At 68.9% G+C, this 19084-nt stretch carries 19 protein-coding genes; 6 read left to right on the top strand and 13 right to left on the bottom strand.

The features are described 5' to 3' along the window. The 3 genes from ACPCUW_RS16675 to ACPCUW_RS16665 are packed head-to-tail and all read right to left on the bottom strand — an operon-like array spanning window position 1 to window position 2959. On the bottom strand, window positions 1-789 hold the full coding sequence (locus ACPCUW_RS16675) for an enoyl-CoA hydratase (protein ID WP_063011763.1): 789 nt from the start codon (window positions 787-789) through the stop codon (window positions 1-3). 9 nt (window positions 790-798) lie between these two features. After that, complete coding sequence (locus tag ACPCUW_RS16670) at window positions 799-1977, bottom strand: acyl-CoA dehydrogenase family protein (RefSeq protein ID WP_423425794.1); 1179 nt, start codon at window positions 1975-1977, stop codon at window positions 799-801. Beyond that, window positions 1961-2959: an acyl-CoA dehydrogenase family protein gene (locus ACPCUW_RS16665; RefSeq protein ID WP_423425792.1), complete on the bottom strand. Its 999-nt coding sequence runs from the start codon at window positions 2957-2959 to the stop codon at window positions 1961-1963. Before ACPCUW_RS16665 ends, ACPCUW_RS16670 begins: the two co-directional genes overlap by 17 nt. A gap of 178 nt (window positions 2960-3137) precedes the next feature. Between ACPCUW_RS16665 and ACPCUW_RS16660 the strand changes: the two genes are divergently transcribed. From ACPCUW_RS16660 to ACPCUW_RS16650, 3 genes are all read left to right on the top strand, one after another. After that, the gene (locus ACPCUW_RS16660) at window positions 3138-3791 is read left to right on the top strand and encodes a TetR/AcrR family transcriptional regulator (RefSeq protein WP_063011759.1); all 654 of its coding nucleotides are present in this window, start codon (window positions 3138-3140) and stop codon (window positions 3789-3791) included. A gap of 44 nt (window positions 3792-3835) precedes the next feature. Further along, on the top strand, window positions 3836-4648 hold the full coding sequence (locus tag ACPCUW_RS16655; protein ID WP_423425790.1) for an acyl-CoA thioesterase: 813 nt from the start codon (window positions 3836-3838) through the stop codon (window positions 4646-4648). 172 nt (window positions 4649-4820) lie between these two features. Continuing rightward, window positions 4821-5639, top strand: a complete 819-nt coding sequence (locus tag ACPCUW_RS16650) for an SDR family NAD(P)-dependent oxidoreductase (protein WP_423425788.1) — start codon at window positions 4821-4823, stop codon at window positions 5637-5639. A gap of 17 nt (window positions 5640-5656) precedes the next feature. Here the strand turns inward: ACPCUW_RS16650 and ACPCUW_RS16645 are convergent, their stop codons facing one another. Genes ACPCUW_RS16645 through ACPCUW_RS16635 form a run of 3 tightly spaced genes read right to left on the bottom strand, consistent with a single transcriptional unit; the run spans window position 5657 to window position 9139 of the window. Beyond that, window positions 5657-6568, bottom strand: coding sequence for an ArgK/MeaB family GTPase (locus tag ACPCUW_RS16645; RefSeq protein ID WP_423425786.1), 912 nt, complete (start codon window positions 6566-6568; stop codon window positions 5657-5659). After that, window positions 6565-7710, bottom strand: a complete 1146-nt coding sequence (locus tag ACPCUW_RS16640) for a thiolase family protein (protein ID WP_064910406.1) — start codon at window positions 7708-7710, stop codon at window positions 6565-6567. The genes ACPCUW_RS16645 and ACPCUW_RS16640 overlap by 4 nt, the downstream gene beginning before the upstream one ends. Continuing rightward, window positions 7703-9139, bottom strand: a complete 1437-nt coding sequence (locus ACPCUW_RS16635) for a class I adenylate-forming enzyme family protein (protein ID WP_423425783.1) — start codon at window positions 9137-9139, stop codon at window positions 7703-7705. The genes ACPCUW_RS16640 and ACPCUW_RS16635 overlap by 8 nt, the downstream gene beginning before the upstream one ends. A gap of 53 nt (window positions 9140-9192) precedes the next feature. Here ACPCUW_RS16635 and ACPCUW_RS16630 point away from each other — a divergent pair, with 53 nt between their 5' ends. Beyond that, window positions 9193-9957, top strand: coding sequence for an SDR family NAD(P)-dependent oxidoreductase (locus tag ACPCUW_RS16630; protein WP_063011747.1), 765 nt, complete (start codon window positions 9193-9195; stop codon window positions 9955-9957). After that, complete coding sequence (locus ACPCUW_RS16625) at window positions 9954-10703, top strand: SDR family NAD(P)-dependent oxidoreductase (RefSeq protein WP_063011745.1); 750 nt, start codon at window positions 9954-9956, stop codon at window positions 10701-10703. The genes ACPCUW_RS16630 and ACPCUW_RS16625 overlap by 4 nt, the downstream gene beginning before the upstream one ends. 32 nt (window positions 10704-10735) lie before the next feature. Here ACPCUW_RS16625 and ACPCUW_RS16620 read toward each other — a convergent pair whose 3' ends face one another. The 5 genes from ACPCUW_RS16620 to ACPCUW_RS16600 form a co-directional block, all read right to left on the bottom strand. After that, window positions 10736-11548: an LLM class flavin-dependent oxidoreductase gene (locus ACPCUW_RS16620; protein WP_423425933.1), complete on the bottom strand. Its 813-nt coding sequence runs from the start codon at window positions 11546-11548 to the stop codon at window positions 10736-10738. Window positions 11549-11637: 89 nt separating this feature from the next. Beyond that, on the bottom strand, window positions 11638-12417 hold the full coding sequence (locus tag ACPCUW_RS16615; protein ID WP_063011743.1) for an enoyl-CoA hydratase/isomerase family protein: 780 nt from the start codon (window positions 12415-12417) through the stop codon (window positions 11638-11640). A 1-nt stretch (window position 12418) separates the two neighbouring features. Continuing rightward, window positions 12419-13507 (bottom strand): acyl-CoA dehydrogenase family protein, encoded by a 1089-nt coding sequence (locus tag ACPCUW_RS16610; RefSeq protein WP_423425780.1) that lies wholly within the window; start codon window positions 13505-13507, stop codon window positions 12419-12421. Beyond that, a complete protein-coding gene (locus ACPCUW_RS16605; protein WP_423425778.1) occupies window positions 13494-14399 on the bottom strand; it encodes an acyl-CoA dehydrogenase family protein in 906 nt (301 codons plus the stop codon). Before ACPCUW_RS16605 ends, ACPCUW_RS16610 begins: the two co-directional genes overlap by 14 nt. Next, window positions 14377-15780: a class I adenylate-forming enzyme family protein gene (locus tag ACPCUW_RS16600; protein WP_423425776.1), complete on the bottom strand. Its 1404-nt coding sequence runs from the start codon at window positions 15778-15780 to the stop codon at window positions 14377-14379. The genes ACPCUW_RS16605 and ACPCUW_RS16600 overlap by 23 nt, the downstream gene beginning before the upstream one ends. Before the next feature lie 73 nt (window positions 15781-15853). On the opposite strand from ACPCUW_RS16600, the gene ACPCUW_RS16595 reads away from it, so the two are divergent. Continuing rightward, the gene (locus tag ACPCUW_RS16595; protein ID WP_423425774.1) at window positions 15854-16900 is read left to right on the top strand and encodes a 2Fe-2S iron-sulfur cluster-binding protein; all 1047 of its coding nucleotides are present in this window, start codon (window positions 15854-15856) and stop codon (window positions 16898-16900) included. Window positions 16901-17008: 108 nt separating this feature from the next. Here ACPCUW_RS16595 and ACPCUW_RS16590 read toward each other — a convergent pair whose 3' ends face one another. Both ACPCUW_RS16590 and ACPCUW_RS16585 read right to left on the bottom strand, forming a co-directional pair. Then, window positions 17009-18130 (bottom strand): CaiB/BaiF CoA transferase family protein, encoded by a 1122-nt coding sequence (locus tag ACPCUW_RS16590; RefSeq protein WP_104405818.1) that lies wholly within the window; start codon window positions 18128-18130, stop codon window positions 17009-17011. Beyond that, window positions 18127-19083: a TIGR03564 family F420-dependent LLM class oxidoreductase gene (locus ACPCUW_RS16585; RefSeq protein WP_063011815.1), complete on the bottom strand. Its 957-nt coding sequence runs from the start codon at window positions 19081-19083 to the stop codon at window positions 18127-18129. Before ACPCUW_RS16585 ends, ACPCUW_RS16590 begins: the two co-directional genes overlap by 4 nt. Window position 19084: the final 1 nt, after the last annotated feature.

Here is a 19084-nt window from a genome sequence, read left to right as displayed (position 1 = left end):
TCACTCGATCTTCTGTTTCATCTCGTCCAGGTTGACCAGAATCGGATAACCGTTGACGCTCAGCGCATTACCGTGCCCGGTCTGGTGCACGTCGAACACCGACTGGATGGCCGCGTAGAAGCCCTGCACATCGAGGGTCTGGTTGACCGCGCGCTTGGCCTGGCGCAGACCGAACGGCGGCATCGCGGCGATGCGTTCGGCCAGTGCCCGGGTGCGGGCGTCGAGGTCGGCACGCGGCACGACACTGTTGACCATGCCGATCTGTTCGGCCTCCCGCGCGGTGACCGCCCGCCCGGTGAACAGGATCTCCTTGGCCTTGCGCGGGCCCAATTCCCACGTGTGCCCGTGGTATTCGACGCCGCCGATGCCCATCATCACCACCGGATCGGAGAACTGTGCGTCCTCGGCGGCGACGATCAGATCGCACGGCCAGCACAGCAGCAGCCCACCCGCGATGCAGCGGCCCTGCACCGCGGCGATGGACGGCTTCGGGATGTTGCGCCAGCGCAGCGAGAATTCGAGGTACTTCCTCGATTCGATGGCGTAGATGCGTTCGAGGGTGATCGTCGACGGGTCCGGCCACGAGCGGTCCTTGAGATCGTGTCCGGCGGAGAAGTGTTTCCCGTTGGCGCGCAACACGATCACCGCGACATCGTCGTCGGCACCGGCCTTCTGCCAGGCGGCATCCAGTTCTTCCAGTAGTTCGCCGTTCTGGGCGTTGGCTGCCTCCGGGCGGTTGAGTGAGATGGTCGCGATCTTGTCGGCGACCTCGTATTCGATGTACGACATGGCGACTCCTCAGCCTCGGGGCAGACCGAGCACGCGCTCGGCGATGATGTTGCGCTGGATTTCGGATGTGCCGCCGGCGATCGTCCCGGCGAAACTGCGGGTATAGCGTTCGAACCAGCTGGCGCCGAAGGCATCCAGATTCAACGGGTTGAACGCCGAGGTCCGCGCCGGGTGGATCAGGCCATCGGCTCCCTGCGCGCGCAGCGCGTGTCCGGAGGCGGTCTGCACCGCCTCGGAACCGAAGACCTTCAGCACCGACAGCGCCGCCACATCCTGTTCGCCGCGCGCGGCCCGGGCCAGCGCCGCCGAACCCAGTAACCGCAGGGCGTAGCTGTCCATGATCAGGGTGGCGTAGTGATCGCGATCGAGCACCGTCTGCGGAGCGAAATCGGCGGCGAGTTCCTCGAGCCGGTCCGCGTAGGACAACCACAGCAGTGTGCGTTCGTGTCCGAGTGAACCGTTGGCGACACCCCATCCGCCGTGCAGCGGGCCGACCAGATTCTCCGCCGGCACCCGCACGCCTTCGAAGAACACCTCGTTGAAATCCAGATCGTGCGGACCGCACACCGAGGCGAACGGCCGGCGCGTCACGCCGGGGGTATCGGTGGGGATCAGCAGCACGCTGATGCCCTTGTGTTTCGGCGCGTCCGGATCGGTGCGCACGAAGGTCAGCAGCACGTCGGCGTCGTGGGCGCCGGAGGTCCACACCTTCTGCCCGTCGACGACGAATTCGTCACCGTCGCGCACCGCCCGGGTACGCAGACCGGCCAGATCCGATCCCGCGCCGGGTTCGCTCATGCCGAGTGCGGCGGTGATCTCCGCGCGCAAAATCCTTCTCGCCCACCGGGTTTTCTGCTCCTCGGTGCCGAACGACAGCAGCGAGGCCGCGACGATTCCGACGCCCTGCGGATTGAAGCTGTGATAGATGCGCCGATCCGACAGCTCCTGCAGATGCACGTACTGCTGCAGGATGGTGGCATTGCGCCCGCCGAATTCGGGCGGATTACCGGGCAGCAGCCAGCCGTGATCGAACTGCAGCCGCTGCCAGTCCCGCGCCCATTCGGGCACGTCGGCACTGGAATGCGACCGCCGCCGGCTCGCGGTGGCCGCATCGGGCAGATAGGCGTCGAGGAAGGCTGCGAATTCGGCCCGGAACTCCTCGACGTCGTCGTCAAATCTCAGTTGCACGGCACTCCTCGGCGATCAGCGCCCGGTGTTCGGCCGCACCGCCGAGCATCAGCTCGCCGGCCTGGGCTCGTTTGAGCGCGAACTGCAGGTCGTTCTCCCAGGTGAATCCCATGGCTCCGAACAGCTGTAATCCGTTGCGGAACACCACGTTCTGGCACTCTCCCGCGGCGGCCTTCGCCATCGAGGCCGCCAGCGCCCGGCGCGGATCGTCCTCGGCGATGGTCAGCGCGGCGAAATAGGCCAGCGCCCGGGCCCGCTCGATCGCCACGTGCATATCGGCGGCCTTGTGTTTGACCGCCTGCAGCGAGCCGATCGGCACGCCGAACTGGTGGCGGGTGCGCACATGGTCGAGCACCAGATCCAGAATCCGCCGGCAGGCGCCGACGACGGTCAGAGCCATTCCGGTGGCGGCGAACTGACGCGCCCGCGCCACATCCACGGTGCTGCGCCGATCGTGTCCGGCGCGCACGCCGTCGAAGCGCACCTCGGCGATATGCAGCACGGGATCGAAGACCGCACTGCGGCGCACCTGCACCTCGGCGGCCGGCACCACAAATACACCAGCCCTCGTCACCACCGCGAACTGTTCGGCGCGGTCACCGTCCAGGACGTGGTGCGCGGTGCCGCCGAGCACCCAGCCGTCGGCGTCGAGGACCGCGTTCACACCGTCGTACACGGCCGTGCCGGACCGTGCGGCATCCGCGAATTCCGGTGCCAGCGGCGCGAATTGGGTCATCGTGGCCAGATACGGCGTCGGATCGGTGGCCCGGCCCAGTTCCTCGAGGACGATCGCCAGCTCGACAGCGGCCGCGTCCCCGGTCAATTCGGTCCAGCCCAGCCCGATGTAGCTGCGCCACAAGGGCATCGGGTCGCCGTCCTTGTCGGCGATCTCCCGGATCAGCGTCGCCGGGCATTGTCTGCCGACCGCCTCGCGCACGGTGTCGCGCCAGAGTCTTTGTTCGGAGTCGAACTCCAAAAGCATCCCGGACCGCCTCTCTGGCCACTAGACTGCCTACCGACGCGAGAATATCATTCTCCACAACAGAAAGTAACAGTCTCTCGTGCTGTTCCCGAACACGCGCCCTCGGTGCCCGGGAACATGACATTCTCCGGTACAGTGCATTCATGTTCTGCACACATAACCAAGGACCGAGCCGACCGTGAGCAGCCCCAGCGAAGAGCCCGCCTGGAAGCAACGCGCCGTCGAGCGCTCGATCCGGACCGCGAAATTGCGTGCCGAACAGCGAGTACAGCGCTTCCTCGACGCGGCGCAGGCCATCATCACCGAGAAGGGCACCACCGACTTCACCGTGCAGGAAGTGGTGGACCGCTCCAAACAATCGCTGCGCAGCTTCTACCTGCAGTTCGACGGTAAACACGAACTGCTGCTGGCCCTGTTCGAGGATGCGCTCAGCCGCACCGCGGACCAGCTGCGCGCGGCCGCCGACGGGCAGGACGATCCGATCGACCAGCTCCGGGTGACCATCGAGCTGCTGTTCGAACTGAGCCGCCCGGATCCGACCGCGCAGCGGCCGCTGTTCACCGATTTCGCGCCGCAGCTACTGGTTTCGCATCCCGCGCAGGTGAAGGTGGCGCACGCGCCGCTGCTGAGCCTGATCACGGAGCTGATGGAGAAGGCCCAGGCACAGGGCCGGTTGCGCAAGGATCTCAACGCGCGCCGGACCGCGGCGATGGTCATGCAGACGGTGATGTTCACCGCGCAGTCCACCGGCGGCACCGACGAGGAGACCACCCACCCCATCACCGCCGAAGAGGTGTGGAACTTCTGCGCCCACGGCTTTGCGCAAGACTGAGAATTTCATTCTCGCAATCGAGAAGGTCGCTTACACTCGGATTCATGCCCGATCTGTGGAGCGACCTTCTCGCTTGTCTCGACCTGCGTTCGGTTCCGGCCGAGGACGACCGCGATACCGCGGTGTTCTCCGGCCCCAACCAGAGCCTGGGGTACTACCGGATCTTCGGCGGCCAGCTGCTGGCGCAATTCGTGCGCGCCGCCCAGCTGGCCTGTCCGGACAAGTCCGTCAGATCGCTGCATGCGCTGTTTCCCCGCGAGGGCAAACCGGACGAGGTACTGCGGTACCGGGTGCGGGTCCAGCATCAGGGACGGACCTTCGCGTCGGCGACGATACTGGCCGAGCAGGCATCGGGAATCGTTGCCACCGCGGCCATTTCCCTGCACGCCGCCGACGACGGGCCCGAGCAACAGGCGACCGCACCGATCGGCCCGCTGCTGTCGGCCGAGCACAAGGCCGGATTCGACATCATCCCGTGGGAGACCCGCACGAACGTCGACCTCGACGACACCGGTTCGGCCGCACCGGAATTCGAGTTCTGGATGCGCACACCTGCCGCGGACGCCGCGCTCGCACCGGCCTTGACCGGCTACGCCACCGACCTCACCCTGATCGGCACGGCACTGCGCCCGATCGAGGGGGTGTGCCAGCGCGGCAACGGCACCGCGTTCCGCTCCGCGGTCACCAGCCACACCCTCTGGTTCCACCGGCCGTTCCGCACCGACGACTGGCTGTTGCTGCGCCAGGACAGCCCGGTGATGGCACAGGGCCGCTGCTTCGGCCGCGGGGACGTCTTCACCGAGAATGGTTCGCTGGTCGCGTCTTTCGCCCAGGAAGCCATGGTGCGGTTCCCCTAGCCGAGCCCTTTCCCGGTCGGCCCATCCGGCGTCGGGCCGGTTCTCCGCGTCGCGTAAGCCGATGGCCGGCTGTTTCCCGGCCGCCGCGAAGTGATAGAACCTGTTCTAGAACCCTCTTTCCGCTCGATGGGTTTCGAGCGCGGTGCGCGGAGGGGCGGAAGGGGTTCGTCCGGTGCAGGTCGCTGGCAAGGTATTCGTCGTCACCGGCGCGGGTAACGGCATCGGGCGCTGCGTCGCCCTCGAATTGGTGCGACGAGGAGCGATCGTCGCCGGCGCCGACCTCGACGAGCAGGCACTGGCCGCGACCGCGGACCTGGTCACCGACCGATCCCGGTTCTCGGCCCACCGCCTCGACATCGGAGATCGCGACGCGGTGCGGGCCTTCCCCGATGCGGTGATCGCCGCGCACGGCCATGTCGACGGCCTGTTCAACATCGCCGGAATCGCCCAGCAGATGCAGACCGTCGCCGAGGTCGACGACGACCGCATCGACACCTTGATGCGGGTGAACTTCTTCGGCTCCGTATGGATGTGCCGGGCATTCCTCCCGCACCTGTCGCAGCGCCCGGAAGCCACGATCATGAACACCTCGAGCCTCTCGGCGATCGTGCCCGTGCCGGGTTCGACGTTCTACGGGGCCTCCAAAGCCGCGCTCGCGATGTTCGGATACGGATTGTCCCAGGATCTGCGCGGGCGGCGCTCCGCTGTCACGGTGACCACGGCTCTCCCGGGGACGGTGTGGACCGATCTCGTGCGCGCGAGCGCGGCGCAACTGGGAGCACCCGAACCCGTGGCCAGAGCATTCGCGGCACGTCCGGAACGGGTCGCGAAACGAATGATCGACGCGACGATGCGCGGGCGAGGCCGGGTGGTCATCGGTAAGGACGCCCACGTCTACAACCTCACCCGCCGGCTCAGTTCTCGGCTGGCGGACCGGCTCGCGTATCTGCAGGTCGGCAAGATCTTCTACGCTCGCCGCGGCGGACACTGAGCCGGCCGGGAACTACCTCACCACCGGATGGCCGGTGCCGGGACCGCGGGCGAACGCGGCACCAGCCGCTCTGCGGCGGTGTAGGCATCCAGGCTCCCGCGGGCGACTTCCTCTGCCAGCCGTGCCAGGTCGGGATGGGCTCGCACGCGGGTGTGCACCAGCGACAGGATCTGCGCCCGGGCGCGGGCGGCGCGGCGTTCGGGGTTGTCGCTGCGCTGGTGCGCGTCGATGGCCTCGGCCAGTTCGGCCACACCGGTGCCGTTCTCCGCGACGAGGGTCAGGATGGGGGCCGAGGATTCGCCGCGCAGTTCCCGCACCGTCCGGTCGGCGCCGAGCCGGTCGGCCTTGTTCACCACAAGGATGTCGGCGACCTCCAGCAGCCCGGCCTTGGCGGCTTGAATCGCGTCTCCCGCACCGGGATTCAGGATGACCACGGTCGGATCGGCGACCGCCGCGACCTCGATCTCCGATTGCCCGACCCCTACCGTCTCGACCACGATCCGGTCGTAGCCGAGATCGGCGAGCAGCCGGATCGCGGCCGGCACCACCGCGGCCAGACCGCCGATATGCCCGCGGGTGGCCACCGAGCGGATCAGCACACCGGGGTCGCCGACATGGGCCGACATGCGGATGCGGTCTCCGAGCAGAGCGCCGCCGCTGTAGGGCGAGGACGGATCGACCGCGAGGACCGCGACCCTCGCACCCTGCGCCCGATACGTGCCGACCAGCGCCGCGACCGTGGTCGATTTTCCGGCGCCCGGCGGGCCGGTGACGCCCAGCACCCGAGGCGTGGCGACCGAGCCGAGCAGCGCGAGAACCTCGTCGCGGCTGCCGTTTTCGACCATGCTCAGCAACCGCCCGGTGGCTCGCAGGGAACCCTCCCGGGCGGCGGCGAGCAGCCGTTTGGCCTCACGCCCGGCGGTGGTCACGGAGCGGGCACCTCGATCACGGTCGCCGATCCCATACCACCCCCGGCGCACAGCGCCGCGATACCGAATCCGCCGCCGCGACGGCGCAATTCGTGGACCAGGGTGACGATCATGCGGGCGCCGGTGGCTGCCACGGGATGCCCCAGCGAGCAGCCGCTGCCGCTGTAGTTCACCCGCTCGGGATCCAGATCCAGCGCCTTGACCGCGGCCAGCGGGACCGAGGCGAAGGCCTCGTTGATCTCGATCAGCTTCACCTCGGACAGTGAGATACCCGCCCGCGCAACCGATTTGGTGATCGCCTCGATCGGCGCCAAGCCGGTGTCGGCGGGGTCCACGCCCACCGAGGCCCACGAACGGATGACACCCAGCGCGGGCAGGCCCAGCCGATCCGAGGCGATGGCCAGCGCGGCGGCGCCGTCGTTGGATCCCGAGGCGTTACCCGCGGTGATCGAGAACCCCTCGATCTCCGGATGCAGCACCTTCAATCCGGCGAGCCGCTCCAGGCTGGTGTCGCGGCGCGGATGTTCGTCGACGGAGAATTCGCCGTGCGGCGTCTCGATCGCGACGATCTCCTCCTTGAACCGGCCCTCGTCGATGGCGGCGATCGCGTTGCGATGCGAACGCAGGGCCCAGGCGTCCATCTCCTCGCGCGAGATTCCCGCCTTGACCGCGGTATTCCAGCCGACGGTGATCGACATATCCAGATTGGGCGCGTCCGGGCGGTCCGGATGCGACGGCGAGACCCACGGGTCGATCCATTCGTCCGCACCGACCCGGAACCGCACCCGGGGCCCGGTGGAATCGGAATTCACACCACCGGCGAGGACGAGTTCGTCCATCCCCGAACGGATTCCGGCCGCCGCGCTCTGCACCGCGGCCATTCCCGCCGCGCAGTGCCGGTTGGCGGCCAGTCCCGGTACTGTGGTGAGCCCGGCCGTCACCGCCGCGTGGCGGGCCAGCACCCCGCCGCCGTAGCGGCCCTCGCCGAGGATGACGTCGTCCACCCGGCTCGGGTCGATATCGCGGGCGACCGCCGCGACCACATGGTGGGCGAGGTCGAAGGCGTTGGTGTCGCGCAGCGTGCCCTTGCGCGCGGTTCCGATGGGGGTCCGCACGGCGGAGACGATGACGGCTTCAGGCATGGGAGCTCTCCAATTCGGCGACGAGGTTGCGGCGCAACAGTTTTCCGGTTTCGGTCTTGGGCAGTTCGGCGCGGAACACGATCGCGTCGGGGGTTTTCGAGGACCGCATCCGCTCCCGCACCCACCGCTTGATCTCTTCGGGATCACCGGCGCCCACCACGACCGCGACCAGGCGCTGCCCCCATTCCGGATCGGGCACCCCGATCACCGCGGCCTCGCTGATCCCGGGATGGGTGAGCAGCACATCCTCGATTTCGGCCGGTGCGATGTTCTCCCCGCCGCGGATGATGGTGTCGTCGGCGCGGCCCTCGATGAACAGATAGCCGTCCTCGTCCAGCCTGCCCAGGTCACGGGTGCCGAACCAGCCGTCGGCATCCAGCGCGGTGCGCGCACCGTACTCTCCCGAGATCTGCTCGCCCCGCACGTACACGAGTCCGGTCTGCCCGATCGGCAGCGATTCCCCCGCGGCACTGCGAATGTCGAATTCGACGCCCGGCAGCGCCCGGCCGACGGAGCTCAGCCGCTCGCGGATCGCGGGATCGGTCGCGGCCTGTGCGGCGCGATGATCCTCCGGTCCGAGCACCGCCACCGAGGAGGCGGTTTCGGTGAGGCCGTAGGCATTGACGAAACCGGTCTCGGGGAACATCGCCAGGGCCCGTTCCAGCACCGGCCGCGGCATCCGTGAACCGCCGTAGGCCAGGCTCGCGAGCGTCGGCGTGGCCGCGTCGGCGCCGTCGACCGCGGTGACGATGCGGGCCAGCATGGTCGGCACCAGCATGGCGTGCGTGATCCGCTCGGCCCGAACGGTTTCCAGCCATCGCTGCGGTTCGAACGCCGGCAGGTACACCACACGGCGGCCGGTGTAGAGATTGGAGAGCAGATTGGTGAGTCCCGCGATGTGGTACGGCGGGACCGATACCAGCGATGCGTCGGATTCCGCGGCCGTGCCGAACTCCATCGTGTTCAGCAGGTAGGCCATCAGATGCCGGTGTCGCAGCAGCGCCGCCTTGGGTTCGGAGGTGGTGCCGCTGGTATAGATGATCGCGGCCACCGCCTCGCCGTCCCACGGGGCCGGCTGCGGTTCCGGATCGGGGTGTGCCGCATCGGTTTCCACCAGGGCGTCGAGATCCCCGGGGCGCAGCACCCGCGCACCCGGATGCCGCGCCAGCAGTGCCGAGAGCTGCTGTTCGCCGAGCCGATAGTTCAGCGGCACGAACGGCACCGCGGCCAGCACGGCGCCGAACAGCGCCACCGGATAGGCCAGGTGGTTCGTGCCCAGATACAGCACGGCCGAACTGTCGGCGAACTCCGCGGCCGCGCGGCGCGCCAGTCGCAGCAATTGCGACGCCGTGAGCGAACGGCCGTCGACGGTGATCACCGGCCGGTTTCCGGCCGAGGCCGCCATCTCGAGGATCATGCTAATATTCATGAGAACATTATTCTCTCAGTAAGAGAGTGTTGATTTCAAGAGAGGGCAGCGTCATGGAGATCAGCGGTAGCGCCGCGATCGTGGTGGGCGGCACCGGGGGGCTGGGCGAAGCGACGGTGCGGCGGCTGCACGCCGCGGGAGCCAAGGTGGTAGTGGCCGATGTCGCCGACGACAAGGGCAAGGAGCTGGCCGCCGAGCTCGGCATCCGCTATGTGCACACCGACGCCACCAGCGAGGAGTCGGTGCAGGCGGCGATCGCCGAGGCGCAATCGCTGGGCCCGCTGCGCATCTCGGTGGACGCGCACGGCGGGCCGGCCAGCGGTGGCCGCTTGGTCGGCAAGGACGGCAGCCCGCTCGCGCTCGACGGGTTCCGCACCACGATCGAGTTCTATCTCACCGCCGTATTCAATGTGCTGCGACTCTCGGCCGCGGCGATCGCCCAGTCCGAGCCGGGCGAGGAGGGCCGGCGCGGTGTCATCGTGAACACGGCGTCGATCGCCGCCTACGAGGGCCAGATCGGGCAGTTGCCGTACTCGGCGGCCAAGGGCGGAGTGGTCGGCATGACGCTGGTCGCCGCACGTGACCTTTCACCGCTGGGCATCCGCGTGGTCACCATCGCACCCGGCACGTTCAACACCCCCGCCTACGGTAAGGCCGCCGATCAGCTGGAAGCCTATTGGGGCAAACAGGTTCCGCATCCCAAGCGGATGGGCCGCTCCACGGAATACGCGCAACTGGTGCAGTCCATCGTGGAGAACGACTACCTCAACGGTGAGGTGATCCGCCTCGACGGCGCCCTGCGCTTCCCGCCCAAATGACCTCTCTGACAGGCAAAGTCGCGTTCGTAGCGGGTGCCAGCCGCGGTATCGGCGCCGCGATCGCGCACGGCCTGGCGGCGGCGGGGGCCGAGGTGGCCGTCGCCGCCCGCTCGCGGGAACCGGGGCGGTTGCCCGGAACCATCCACTCGGTGGCACAGCGGATCACCGAATCCGGCGGCCGGGCCCTGCCGGTGGCCTGCGATGTCACCAGCGCGGAATCCGTCGAGACAGCCTTGGTGGCAACGGTTTCCGAATTCGGCGGGGTCGACATCGTGGTGGCGAATGCCGGGGTACTGGCATTGAGCCCGATCGAATCGACCCCGGACGCCCGCTGGCAGCGCTGTCTGGACGTCAACCTCACCGGCGTCTTCCACGTCACCCGGGCGGCGATTCCGCTGCTGCGTGCTCGCGGCGGCGGTTCGATGATCGCCATCACGACCACCGGCGTCGGCATGCTCGACCGCGGCGCCAACGCCTATTGGATCACCAAGGCCGCCGTGGAGCGCATGTATCTGGGACTGGCGGCCGATCTGCGCGCGGACAATATCGCCGTCAACTGTCTGTGCCCGTCGCGGGTGGTTCTCACCGAGGGCTGGCGGGCCGGTGGCGGCGGACAGCGGATTCCGGCGGAGATGGTCGAACCGCCGGAAACCATGGCGGAGGCCGCGGTACTGCTCGCGCGGCAGGACGCGACCGGCATCACGGGATCGGTCCAACAGTCGGAAGTGCTGCTGGCGCAACGATAGCCGTCGTCGACACAGCGCGGCTCCGGCGGTCGTTACGACCGGGCGCGGCGCATGCCACCGATGACCGCGTCACCGAATTCGGCGAGAGTCTCCGGGTGCGCGAAATCGGTGAACCAGATGTAGAACCGTTCGACACCCTGCTGCGCGGCAGCGGCGAAGTGCGCGATCAGCTCCTCGGCATTTCCACACACCAAACCGCCTGCCAGATAACCGAATCGGCGCCGGCTCATCTCGCGCACCCGGTCGGGATCGGCGCGGCGTCCCACGAAACCCACCAGCTGCTGGGTCGATACGCGCGCCCGCCCGGCGCTCGACCGCAACCGTGGCAGCCGGTCGAGCTGGTTGGCCGGCAGGTTCCACCAGTCCGCGTAACGACGCACCAGCGCCATCGTCGCGGGACCGGACCCGCCGATCACGATCGGAATCCGCGACGTCGGTGCGGGTGCCAGGCCGAGGTCCCCCTCACCCGACCAATACCGCGGCAGCAGTGCCAGCGTGCGTTCCAACCGGGCCCGGCGGGCCGGGCCGTTCTCGTGGCCGATGTCGAAGTCGGCCAGTTCCTTCGGCACCGACCCCGACCCGAGCCCCAGCTCGAACCGGCCACCGCTGGCCTCCTGCAACGCCACCGCTTGTTTCGCCAGCATCGCGGGATGGCGCAGCGCGTCGCAGAGCACCAGGTGGCCGATGCGCAACCGTTCGGTGCGCGCGGCCACCCAGGCGGCAACCGTCATCGCCTCCCACAGCGGCTGCTGTTCGGCGCCGGGCGCCCGCAGATGATCGATGAAGGCGATCCCGTCGAATCCGCCGGCTTCCGCCGCCCGGGCCCGCGCCACGATCTCGGCCATATCGAACCGGATCTGCGGCAGGAACAGATACCACTGCGCCCCGCCTGCCACTGCCCGGCCTGCCTCCACCCCACCTACCGCTGCCACGGCTACTTCTTCGCGCCGTTCTTCGGCGCCGACAACCGGGCCAGATTGGCGCGCAGATCCTCCGATTGGAAGGTCAGGTCCTCGGCGGTGAGCGCGAAGTCGAGAGTGGCCAGCACCGCGCGCTCGAGCTGCAGGTTCAGGATACGCTTGGTGGATTCGACTGCCTGCCTGGGCAACCGGATGATCCGTTCGGCGCAGGCGCGTGCCTCGGCGACCGGATCGGCGACCACGTGATTGACCAAACCCATCTCCCGCGCCCGCTCGGCCGGGATCCGGTCACCGGTCAGCGCGTACTCCTTGGCCAGCAGCAGGCTGGTGTGCAGCGGCCAGGTCAGCGGGCCGCCGTCGGCGGCCACCAGTCCCACCTGCACGTGCGGATCGGCGAGATAGGCCTGTTCGGCGATGTAGACGATATCGCTGAGGGCGACCAGGCTGCAGCCCAAGCCGACCGCGGGCCCGTTCACGGCGGCCACGATCGGCACCCGGCACCGAGCCATCCCGAGCACGATATCGCGGCCGTGCGCAATGGTTTTCGCGCGCAACTCGGCATCGCGGCTCAATTCGCCGAGGTAGGCGAAGTCGCCGCCGGCGGAGAAGGCGCGCCCGGCGCCGGTGAGTACCGCGACGCGGGCCTCCCGATCCTCGCCGAGACGCGGCCACAACCGGGCCAGCCCGGTGTGCAGTGCGTCGTCGACGGCGTTGAGCGCGTCGGGGCGGTTCAAGGTGATGATACGTATCGGGCCCTCGGCCCGGACGTCGACTTCGGCGGGCAGGTCGTACATGTCAGGCTCCCAATCCGAGTATGCGGGCGGCGATGATGTTCTTCTGAATCTGCGAGGTGCCGCCCATGACGCTCTGCGCGCGGCTGTAGAGGTAGGTGCCGAACATATCGGCGTCGTCGGTGCCGGCGACGGTCAGCGCGGCATGGCCGACGGCCTGGTCCACCCACGTCATGAGCAGTTTGTCGAGTGAGCCGTCGGGGCCGTGTGAGACGCCGTCCAGTTGTTCGGACAGCCGTCGCCGCACGTGCAGCCGCAACATCTCCGATTGCACCGCCGCCCAGGTCAATTCGTCGGGCAGCGGCCCTTCGACGCGGTCGGCCAGCGCGCGCACCGTCTTGGCGTAGCGGGCCGAATAGCCGAGAGTCGACGGCTCCCGCTCGTGACCGACGACGGTCATCGCCAGCTTCCAGCCCTCACCGGGCGCGCCCACCATTCGATCGGCCTGCACGGTGGCGCCGTCGAAACTCACCTGCCCGAATTCGGTGGTGATACCGCTGATCATGCGCAGCGGCCGCTGCTGCACACCCGGCTGCTTCATCGACACGATGAACGCCGAAATCCCCTTGTGCCGAGGCGCTTGCGGATCGGTGCGGGCCAGCAGCAGGCACCAGTCCGCGACATCGGAGTAGCTGGTCCAGATCTTGTGGCCGTGGATCACATAGTGGTCGCCTTCGAGGGTGGCGGTGGTGGTCAGGGCGGCGAGATCCGAACCGGCTCCCGGTTCGCTGAAGCCCTGGCACCAGCGTTCGGTGCCATCGATCATGCCGGGCAGGAATCGCTGTTGCAGTTCCCTGCTGCCGTGGCCGCCCAGGCCCTGGATCAGATAGCCCAGACTCGGCCGCGGCGGGGCGCCCGCGCGGGCCAGTTCCTCGTCGACGATCACGTCGTAGACCGGCGCCAGATCGTGTCCGCCGAACTCCTTCGGCCACGACGATCCGAAGAAACCGGCCCGGTACAGGGCGCGATGCCACTCGCCCTGACGGGCCCAGTACTCGTCACCCGAGGTCGGGAAGTCGCCGGCGACCTCGGACAGCCAGCGCCGCAACCGATCCCGGAATTCGGCCTCGGCCGGTGAGTCACGAAAGTCCACGGGCGATCTCCTCCAGTCGGACGGGAAACAGTTCGGTCGAGACCAGGGCGCGGCGAAGGTAGATGTGCGCCAGGCATTCCCAGGTGTTGCCGATGCCGCCGTGCACCTGGATGGCGGTTTCGCAGACGGTGCGCGCGGCGCGGGCACCGTAGATCTTGGCGATGCGGGCGGCGCGCACCGCCTCGTCGGGCGACAGTTCGTCCACTCCCCAGGCGGCGTAGCGCAGCACGCTGACCGATCCCTCGATCAAGGCCTGCGATTCGGCGAGCAGATGCGCCACGGCTTGGTAGGAGCCGATCGGCTTGCCGTACTGGGCACGGACTTTCGCGTAGTCGACGGCCAGCCGCTGCGCGCCCCGGGCGGCGCCCAGGAGGTCCGCGGTGGTGCCGACCAGGGCGAGGGCGAGCCATTGCGACGCCTGATCCGGCGACAGTTCCCCGATGTGCTCGAGCCGCCCGTCGAGCTCGGCCGCCGCCCTGGTCGGATCCGCCGACGGCGCGGCGGGACCCAGCCGGCCGGCCAGCACCTGACCGTCGGCGAGCACCACCGCCCGATCACATCCGGCCGCGTCGACGGCCCGTCCACGCACCCCCAGTGTCCAGCGACCCTCGTCCCCGGCGGGATGGCCGCGCAGATCGTCGGCCAGCACCGGACCCAGAAACGCCACGTCGACCAGTCCGCGCGCGAATTCCTCGGCCACCAGCGCCACTTCCACGCCCGACGCGCCGTCGGAGCGCAGGGCTCGCCATCCGGTCAGCTCGACGGTCTTGTCCAGCCACGTGATCCGCTCCCGGTCGGCCAGTTCCGCTACCGAGCCGGGCCCCAGATCGTCGGCCAACTTGGCTGCGGCATCACGCAATTGGCGCTGTTCACTGGTCAGACGGACGTCCATAGCGCTCCTCGAGGACTCGGCGCAGCACCTTGCCGGACGGCAGGCGCGGAATGTCGGGGACGAACACCACCCGGCGCAGCCGCTTGTATCCGGCCAGGCGATCGGCGACCAGAGCGGACAACTCCTCCGCGGTCACCGGCGCGGCGGCCGACACCGCGGCGACGATCGCCTCGCCGTCGGCGCCGTCGGCCACACCGAAGACCGCGCAATCGGCGACGGCGGGATGCCCGTGCAGGACGGACTCGATCTCGGCGGGCGCGACCTGGAAGCCGCGGACCTTGATCATCTCCTTCACCCGATCGGTGATGCGGACCCAGCCGTCGGCGTCGATCCAGCCGACATCGCCGGTGCGGTACCAGCCGTCCACGACGGCCCCCGCGTCCGCACCATCGGGCAGATAACCCGCCATCAGCGACGGCGACCGCGCCTGGATCTCCCCGATCTCCCCGGGCGGCAACGGTTTTCCGTCCTCGAGCGACGCCGTTCGCAGGCATACCCCGGGCGCGGCACGTCCCACCGTGTCCAGCCGGGCGCCTTCGATCGGATTACAGGCCAGCACCGGCAGTTCGGTGGCGCCGTAGGCGGGCAGCCACCGCACGCCCGTACGGCGGGTCACGGTTTCGGCCACGCTCACCGTCACCGGCGTCGCGCCCCACATGATGTAGCGCAGCGAGGACAGGTCGAACGATTCCAGTTCCGGATGCGAGGCGATGGCCAGCGCGATCGGCGCCACCGCCATCTCCACGGTGATGCGGTCGCGTTCGATGCTGCGCAGCATCGACTCCAGGTCGAAGCGGCGATGTAGCCGCATCCAGGCGCCCACCCGCAGCGCGGTGACGATGTTGAGCAGGCCGAGGATATGGGACGGCGGGGTCAGGATCTGGATCCGGTCGTCGCTGCCCAGCTCCAGCACCTGCTGCCAGTCCCGCACCGCGGCCGCGAACGAGGCGTGCCTGTGGCGCACCGCCTTGGGCAGGCCGGTGGTGCCGGAGCTGAACACCAGCACCGCATCCGATTCCGGATCCGGCGGGTCGAATTCCGCGCGGCTGGGCGTGATCGGGTCGTCGAGATCGAGCATGGGCATCAGTTCCGCCAGCACCGGATGGTCGCCGGCCGCGAATCCGGGTGTGGTGATCGCGAGCGCGTGCTCGACCTCGGCTCGCCGCCACGCCGGGCTCAGCAGGACCACCGCCGCGCCGAGCTTCCACGCCGCCAGCACCGCGAGCACGAATTCCGGGCGATTCGACGACATCACGGCGATCCGGCTGCGCGCGCGAACGCCGCGCGCGTGCAGGGTCTCGGCCAGTCCGCCGGCCAGCTCGTCGAGCTGCGACAGGCTGTAGTGCCGATCGTCGAACACGATCGCCGTCGGCTCGGTCATGAGAAAATCCCATCTCGTTCGGGAGAACGCTATTCTCTTTGTATAAGAATCTTAATACCAGGAGAGGCGTTCCATGGCGAGTCCCCCGATGTTCCGGCCCGCGACCGTGACCCGGATCGTGAAGGAGTGCGCCGATGCGCGGACTTTCGTGCTGGCCCCGCACGACGGCCCGCTCACCTATCGCGCCGGACAGTTCTGCACCTTCCGGGTCCGGGTCGACGGCACCGATCTGTATCGGTCCTATTCGATGTCCAGCGCACCGGAAACCGACTCCGAACTGATGACCACGGTCAAGCGGGTGCCGGGAGGCAAGGTCTCGAACTGGTTGCTGGACAACGTGTCCGAGGGTGACGTGATCGATATGGGCCGGCCCGCCGGCCGATTCTGCCTGCGCGACACCGAGGTTCCGCTCCTGGGCTTCAGCGGCGGCAGCGGGATCACGCCGGTGCTCTCGCTGGCAAAGAGCGCCCTGGCGACCACCGAGCGCCGCGTGCGGCTGTTGTGCGCGGACCGCGACGCGGAATCGGTGATCTTCGGCGCGGCACTGCCCGAGTTGGCGGAGCGCTATCCGGGCCGGCTCCACGTGATCCGGCATCTGGACAGTGCCGCCGGGCTGCTCGACCCGAGGGCGGTGCGCGACTTCGTCGGCGCGGACGGTCACGGCGACAGTTATGTGTGCGGACCGGAGAAATTCATGGAGATGGTGGAGGCGGCCCTGCCCGGCCCGGGGGTGATCTTCAGCGAACGGTTCGGCGCACCGGTCCCCGAACTCGCCGATTCGGCGACCGAGCCGGCACCCGCAACCACCTCCGATACCGCCACGCCCGCAACCGAATCCGGCGCTGGCGGTGGCACGATCACGATCTTCCTCAATCGCAAGAAGGCCACGGTGCCGCGCCACGCCGGCGAGACCCTGCTGGAAAGCGCCCGCCGCGCGGGCCTGACCCCGCCGTTCTCCTGCGAATCCGGCAACTGCGCCACCTGTATGGCCCGGCTCAGCGAGGGCAGCGCCACGATGCGGGTGAACGACGCCCTCGCCGACGACGAGGTCGAGGACGGCTACGTCCTCACCTGCCAAGCGGTGCCGGACACCGAGTCGGTGACGGTGCATTACGAATGAGCGGAGTCCGCGGGCGGTCGTCCCCGGTCGGCCGCCTCGGTTCCCGCAGGGATGTGGCCGTATCGGTGTGAGCAGCGCCGAGGCCGACGCTGGTCGGCGCCTATCGACTCAACGCACCGGCTCCTGGTTGTCGTGTTCACCCAGCCGGGGCGGCGGGCCGTATTCCGGTGTGTAGCCGTCGATTCGGATGGGCGATGCCACCAAACGGTACGTCCCCGCGTCGGCCACGGCGTCGGGCGTGGCGTCGAGCGCTTCGGGCAATGTGCGGACCGCGGCGGCGGGAATGCCCAGGGGGCGCAGGCGCGCCTCCCAGCCTCGGGCGTCGTCGCGGGCCAGTGCGGCGGTCACCGCGGCGAGCACCTCGGCTCGCCGGCCCACGCGTTCGGCCATGGTGTCGAAGCCCGTCACCCCGGCCTCGGCGGCGAAGGCCTTCCAGAAGCGGTCGTGCGTGACGAACAACGCCAGGTAACCGTTCGCGGTCGGAAACAGCTGCGCCGGAACGTAATACGAATGCGCGCCGAACGGGCGCCGCTGCGGATGTTTGCCCTCGTTGAGATACGCCGCCGCGTGATAGTTCAATTGCGACAACATCACATCACGCAGCGAGACGTCCACCTGACCACCGCGGCCGGACACGATCTGCGCGAGCAGACCCAGCGCCGCGGTCAGGCCGGTGGAGTTGTCGGCGGAGGAATAGCCCGGCAGGGTCGGCGGTCCGGCCGGATCGCCGGTGAGGGCGGCAACCCCCGTGGCGGCCTGCACGATGTAGTCGAAGGCCGGATCGTCGCCGCCGTAGAGACCGAATCCGGTGATCGCGACGCAGACGATCGCCGGGTTGAATTCCCGCAGCGAGGCGTACGTCAGGCCGAGCCGGTGAATCGCCGAGGGTTTCAAATTCACCAGCAGCGCATGCGAATGCGCGACGAGCTCACCCAGGCGTGCCCGGCCGGCCGCACTGCCTGGGTCGAGACGAATGCTGCGCTTGCCGCGGTTCAGGCTCGCGAAATAGCTGTCGCCGACCTGCCGGGAGATGTCGCCGCCGGCCGGTTCCAGCTTGGTGACCTCGGCCCCCAGATCCGCCAGCATCATCGTCGCGTACGGACCGGCGAGCATGGTGCCGACCTCGAGAATGCGAATCCCCGCCAGCGGACCGGCACTGGTGCGCTCCGCCAACGCTCCGGTTCGCCGGTCCGGACCCGTACCGGACGCCGCAGAGGCGTCGGTGCTCATCGTAATTCCCGCGCGATACCGGCGATCATCTCGCGGGTGCGGCGCTTGGAGGCGATCAGTTCGTCGCGAGTGTCACCGATCGGCAGCAGCCGGATCGAGACATCGGTCGCACCCGCCTCGGCGAAACGGCGCAACCCGGCCGCGATGGCGGCCTCGTCACCGGCCACGCAGATGTCGCCGACGTCGCGAGCATCCCCCTGTTCGAGCAGGCGCTGATAATTGGGCGAGATTTCCGCCTCGCCGAGAATGCGATTGGCTCGCGCCTTCGCCTCCTCCACCTCCGAATCCCGGCACAGGCAGACCGGAAGTCCCGCCACGATGCGCGGCGGTGTCCGGCCCGCGTCGGCGGCGGCCTTGGTGATCTTGGGCGTCACATGATCGGCGATCGCGCGCTCGTCGGCCATCCACAGAATGGTCCCGTCGGCCCGCTCCCCCGCGATGCGCAACATCACCGGCCCGAGCGCGGCCACCAGCACCGGCACCGGGGCGACCGGACCCAGATCGAGCGGATTGTGCACCGAGAACGTGTCGTTCTCGACGTCGACGGTCCCCGGGCCGGTCAGTCCCGCCGCCAGCACATCCAGGTAGTCACGGGTGTAGGCCGCCGGGCGCTCGTACGGCAAGCCGAGCATGTCGCGCACGATCCAGTGATGCGAGGGGCCCACCCCCAGCGCCAATCGCCCACTCGCGGCGGCCTGCGCCGAGAGCGCCTGGCGTGCCAGGGCGATCGGATGCTGCGCCTGCAACGGCACCACGGCGGTCCCCAATTCGATGCGGCGAGTCCGCAATCCCATCGCCGCGACCGTGATCAGCGCGTCGAAATCGCTGGGAATCTGCGGAATCCACGCGGTGTCGAGCCCGGCCTCCTCGGCCCAGGCGATGTCGTCGAGCATCCGGCTCAGCTTGCGCGCGGAATCCCCCTTCTCCGGTCCGATCATCACTCCGACACGCACG

The organism is Nocardia sp. AB354 (assembly GCF_049538315.1).
Taxonomy (GTDB): Bacteria; Actinomycetota; Actinomycetes; order Mycobacteriales; family Mycobacteriaceae; genus Nocardia; species Nocardia nova.
Note: the sequence above shows the minus strand (reverse complement) of the source record. Positions and strands in the feature narration are given on the sequence as shown.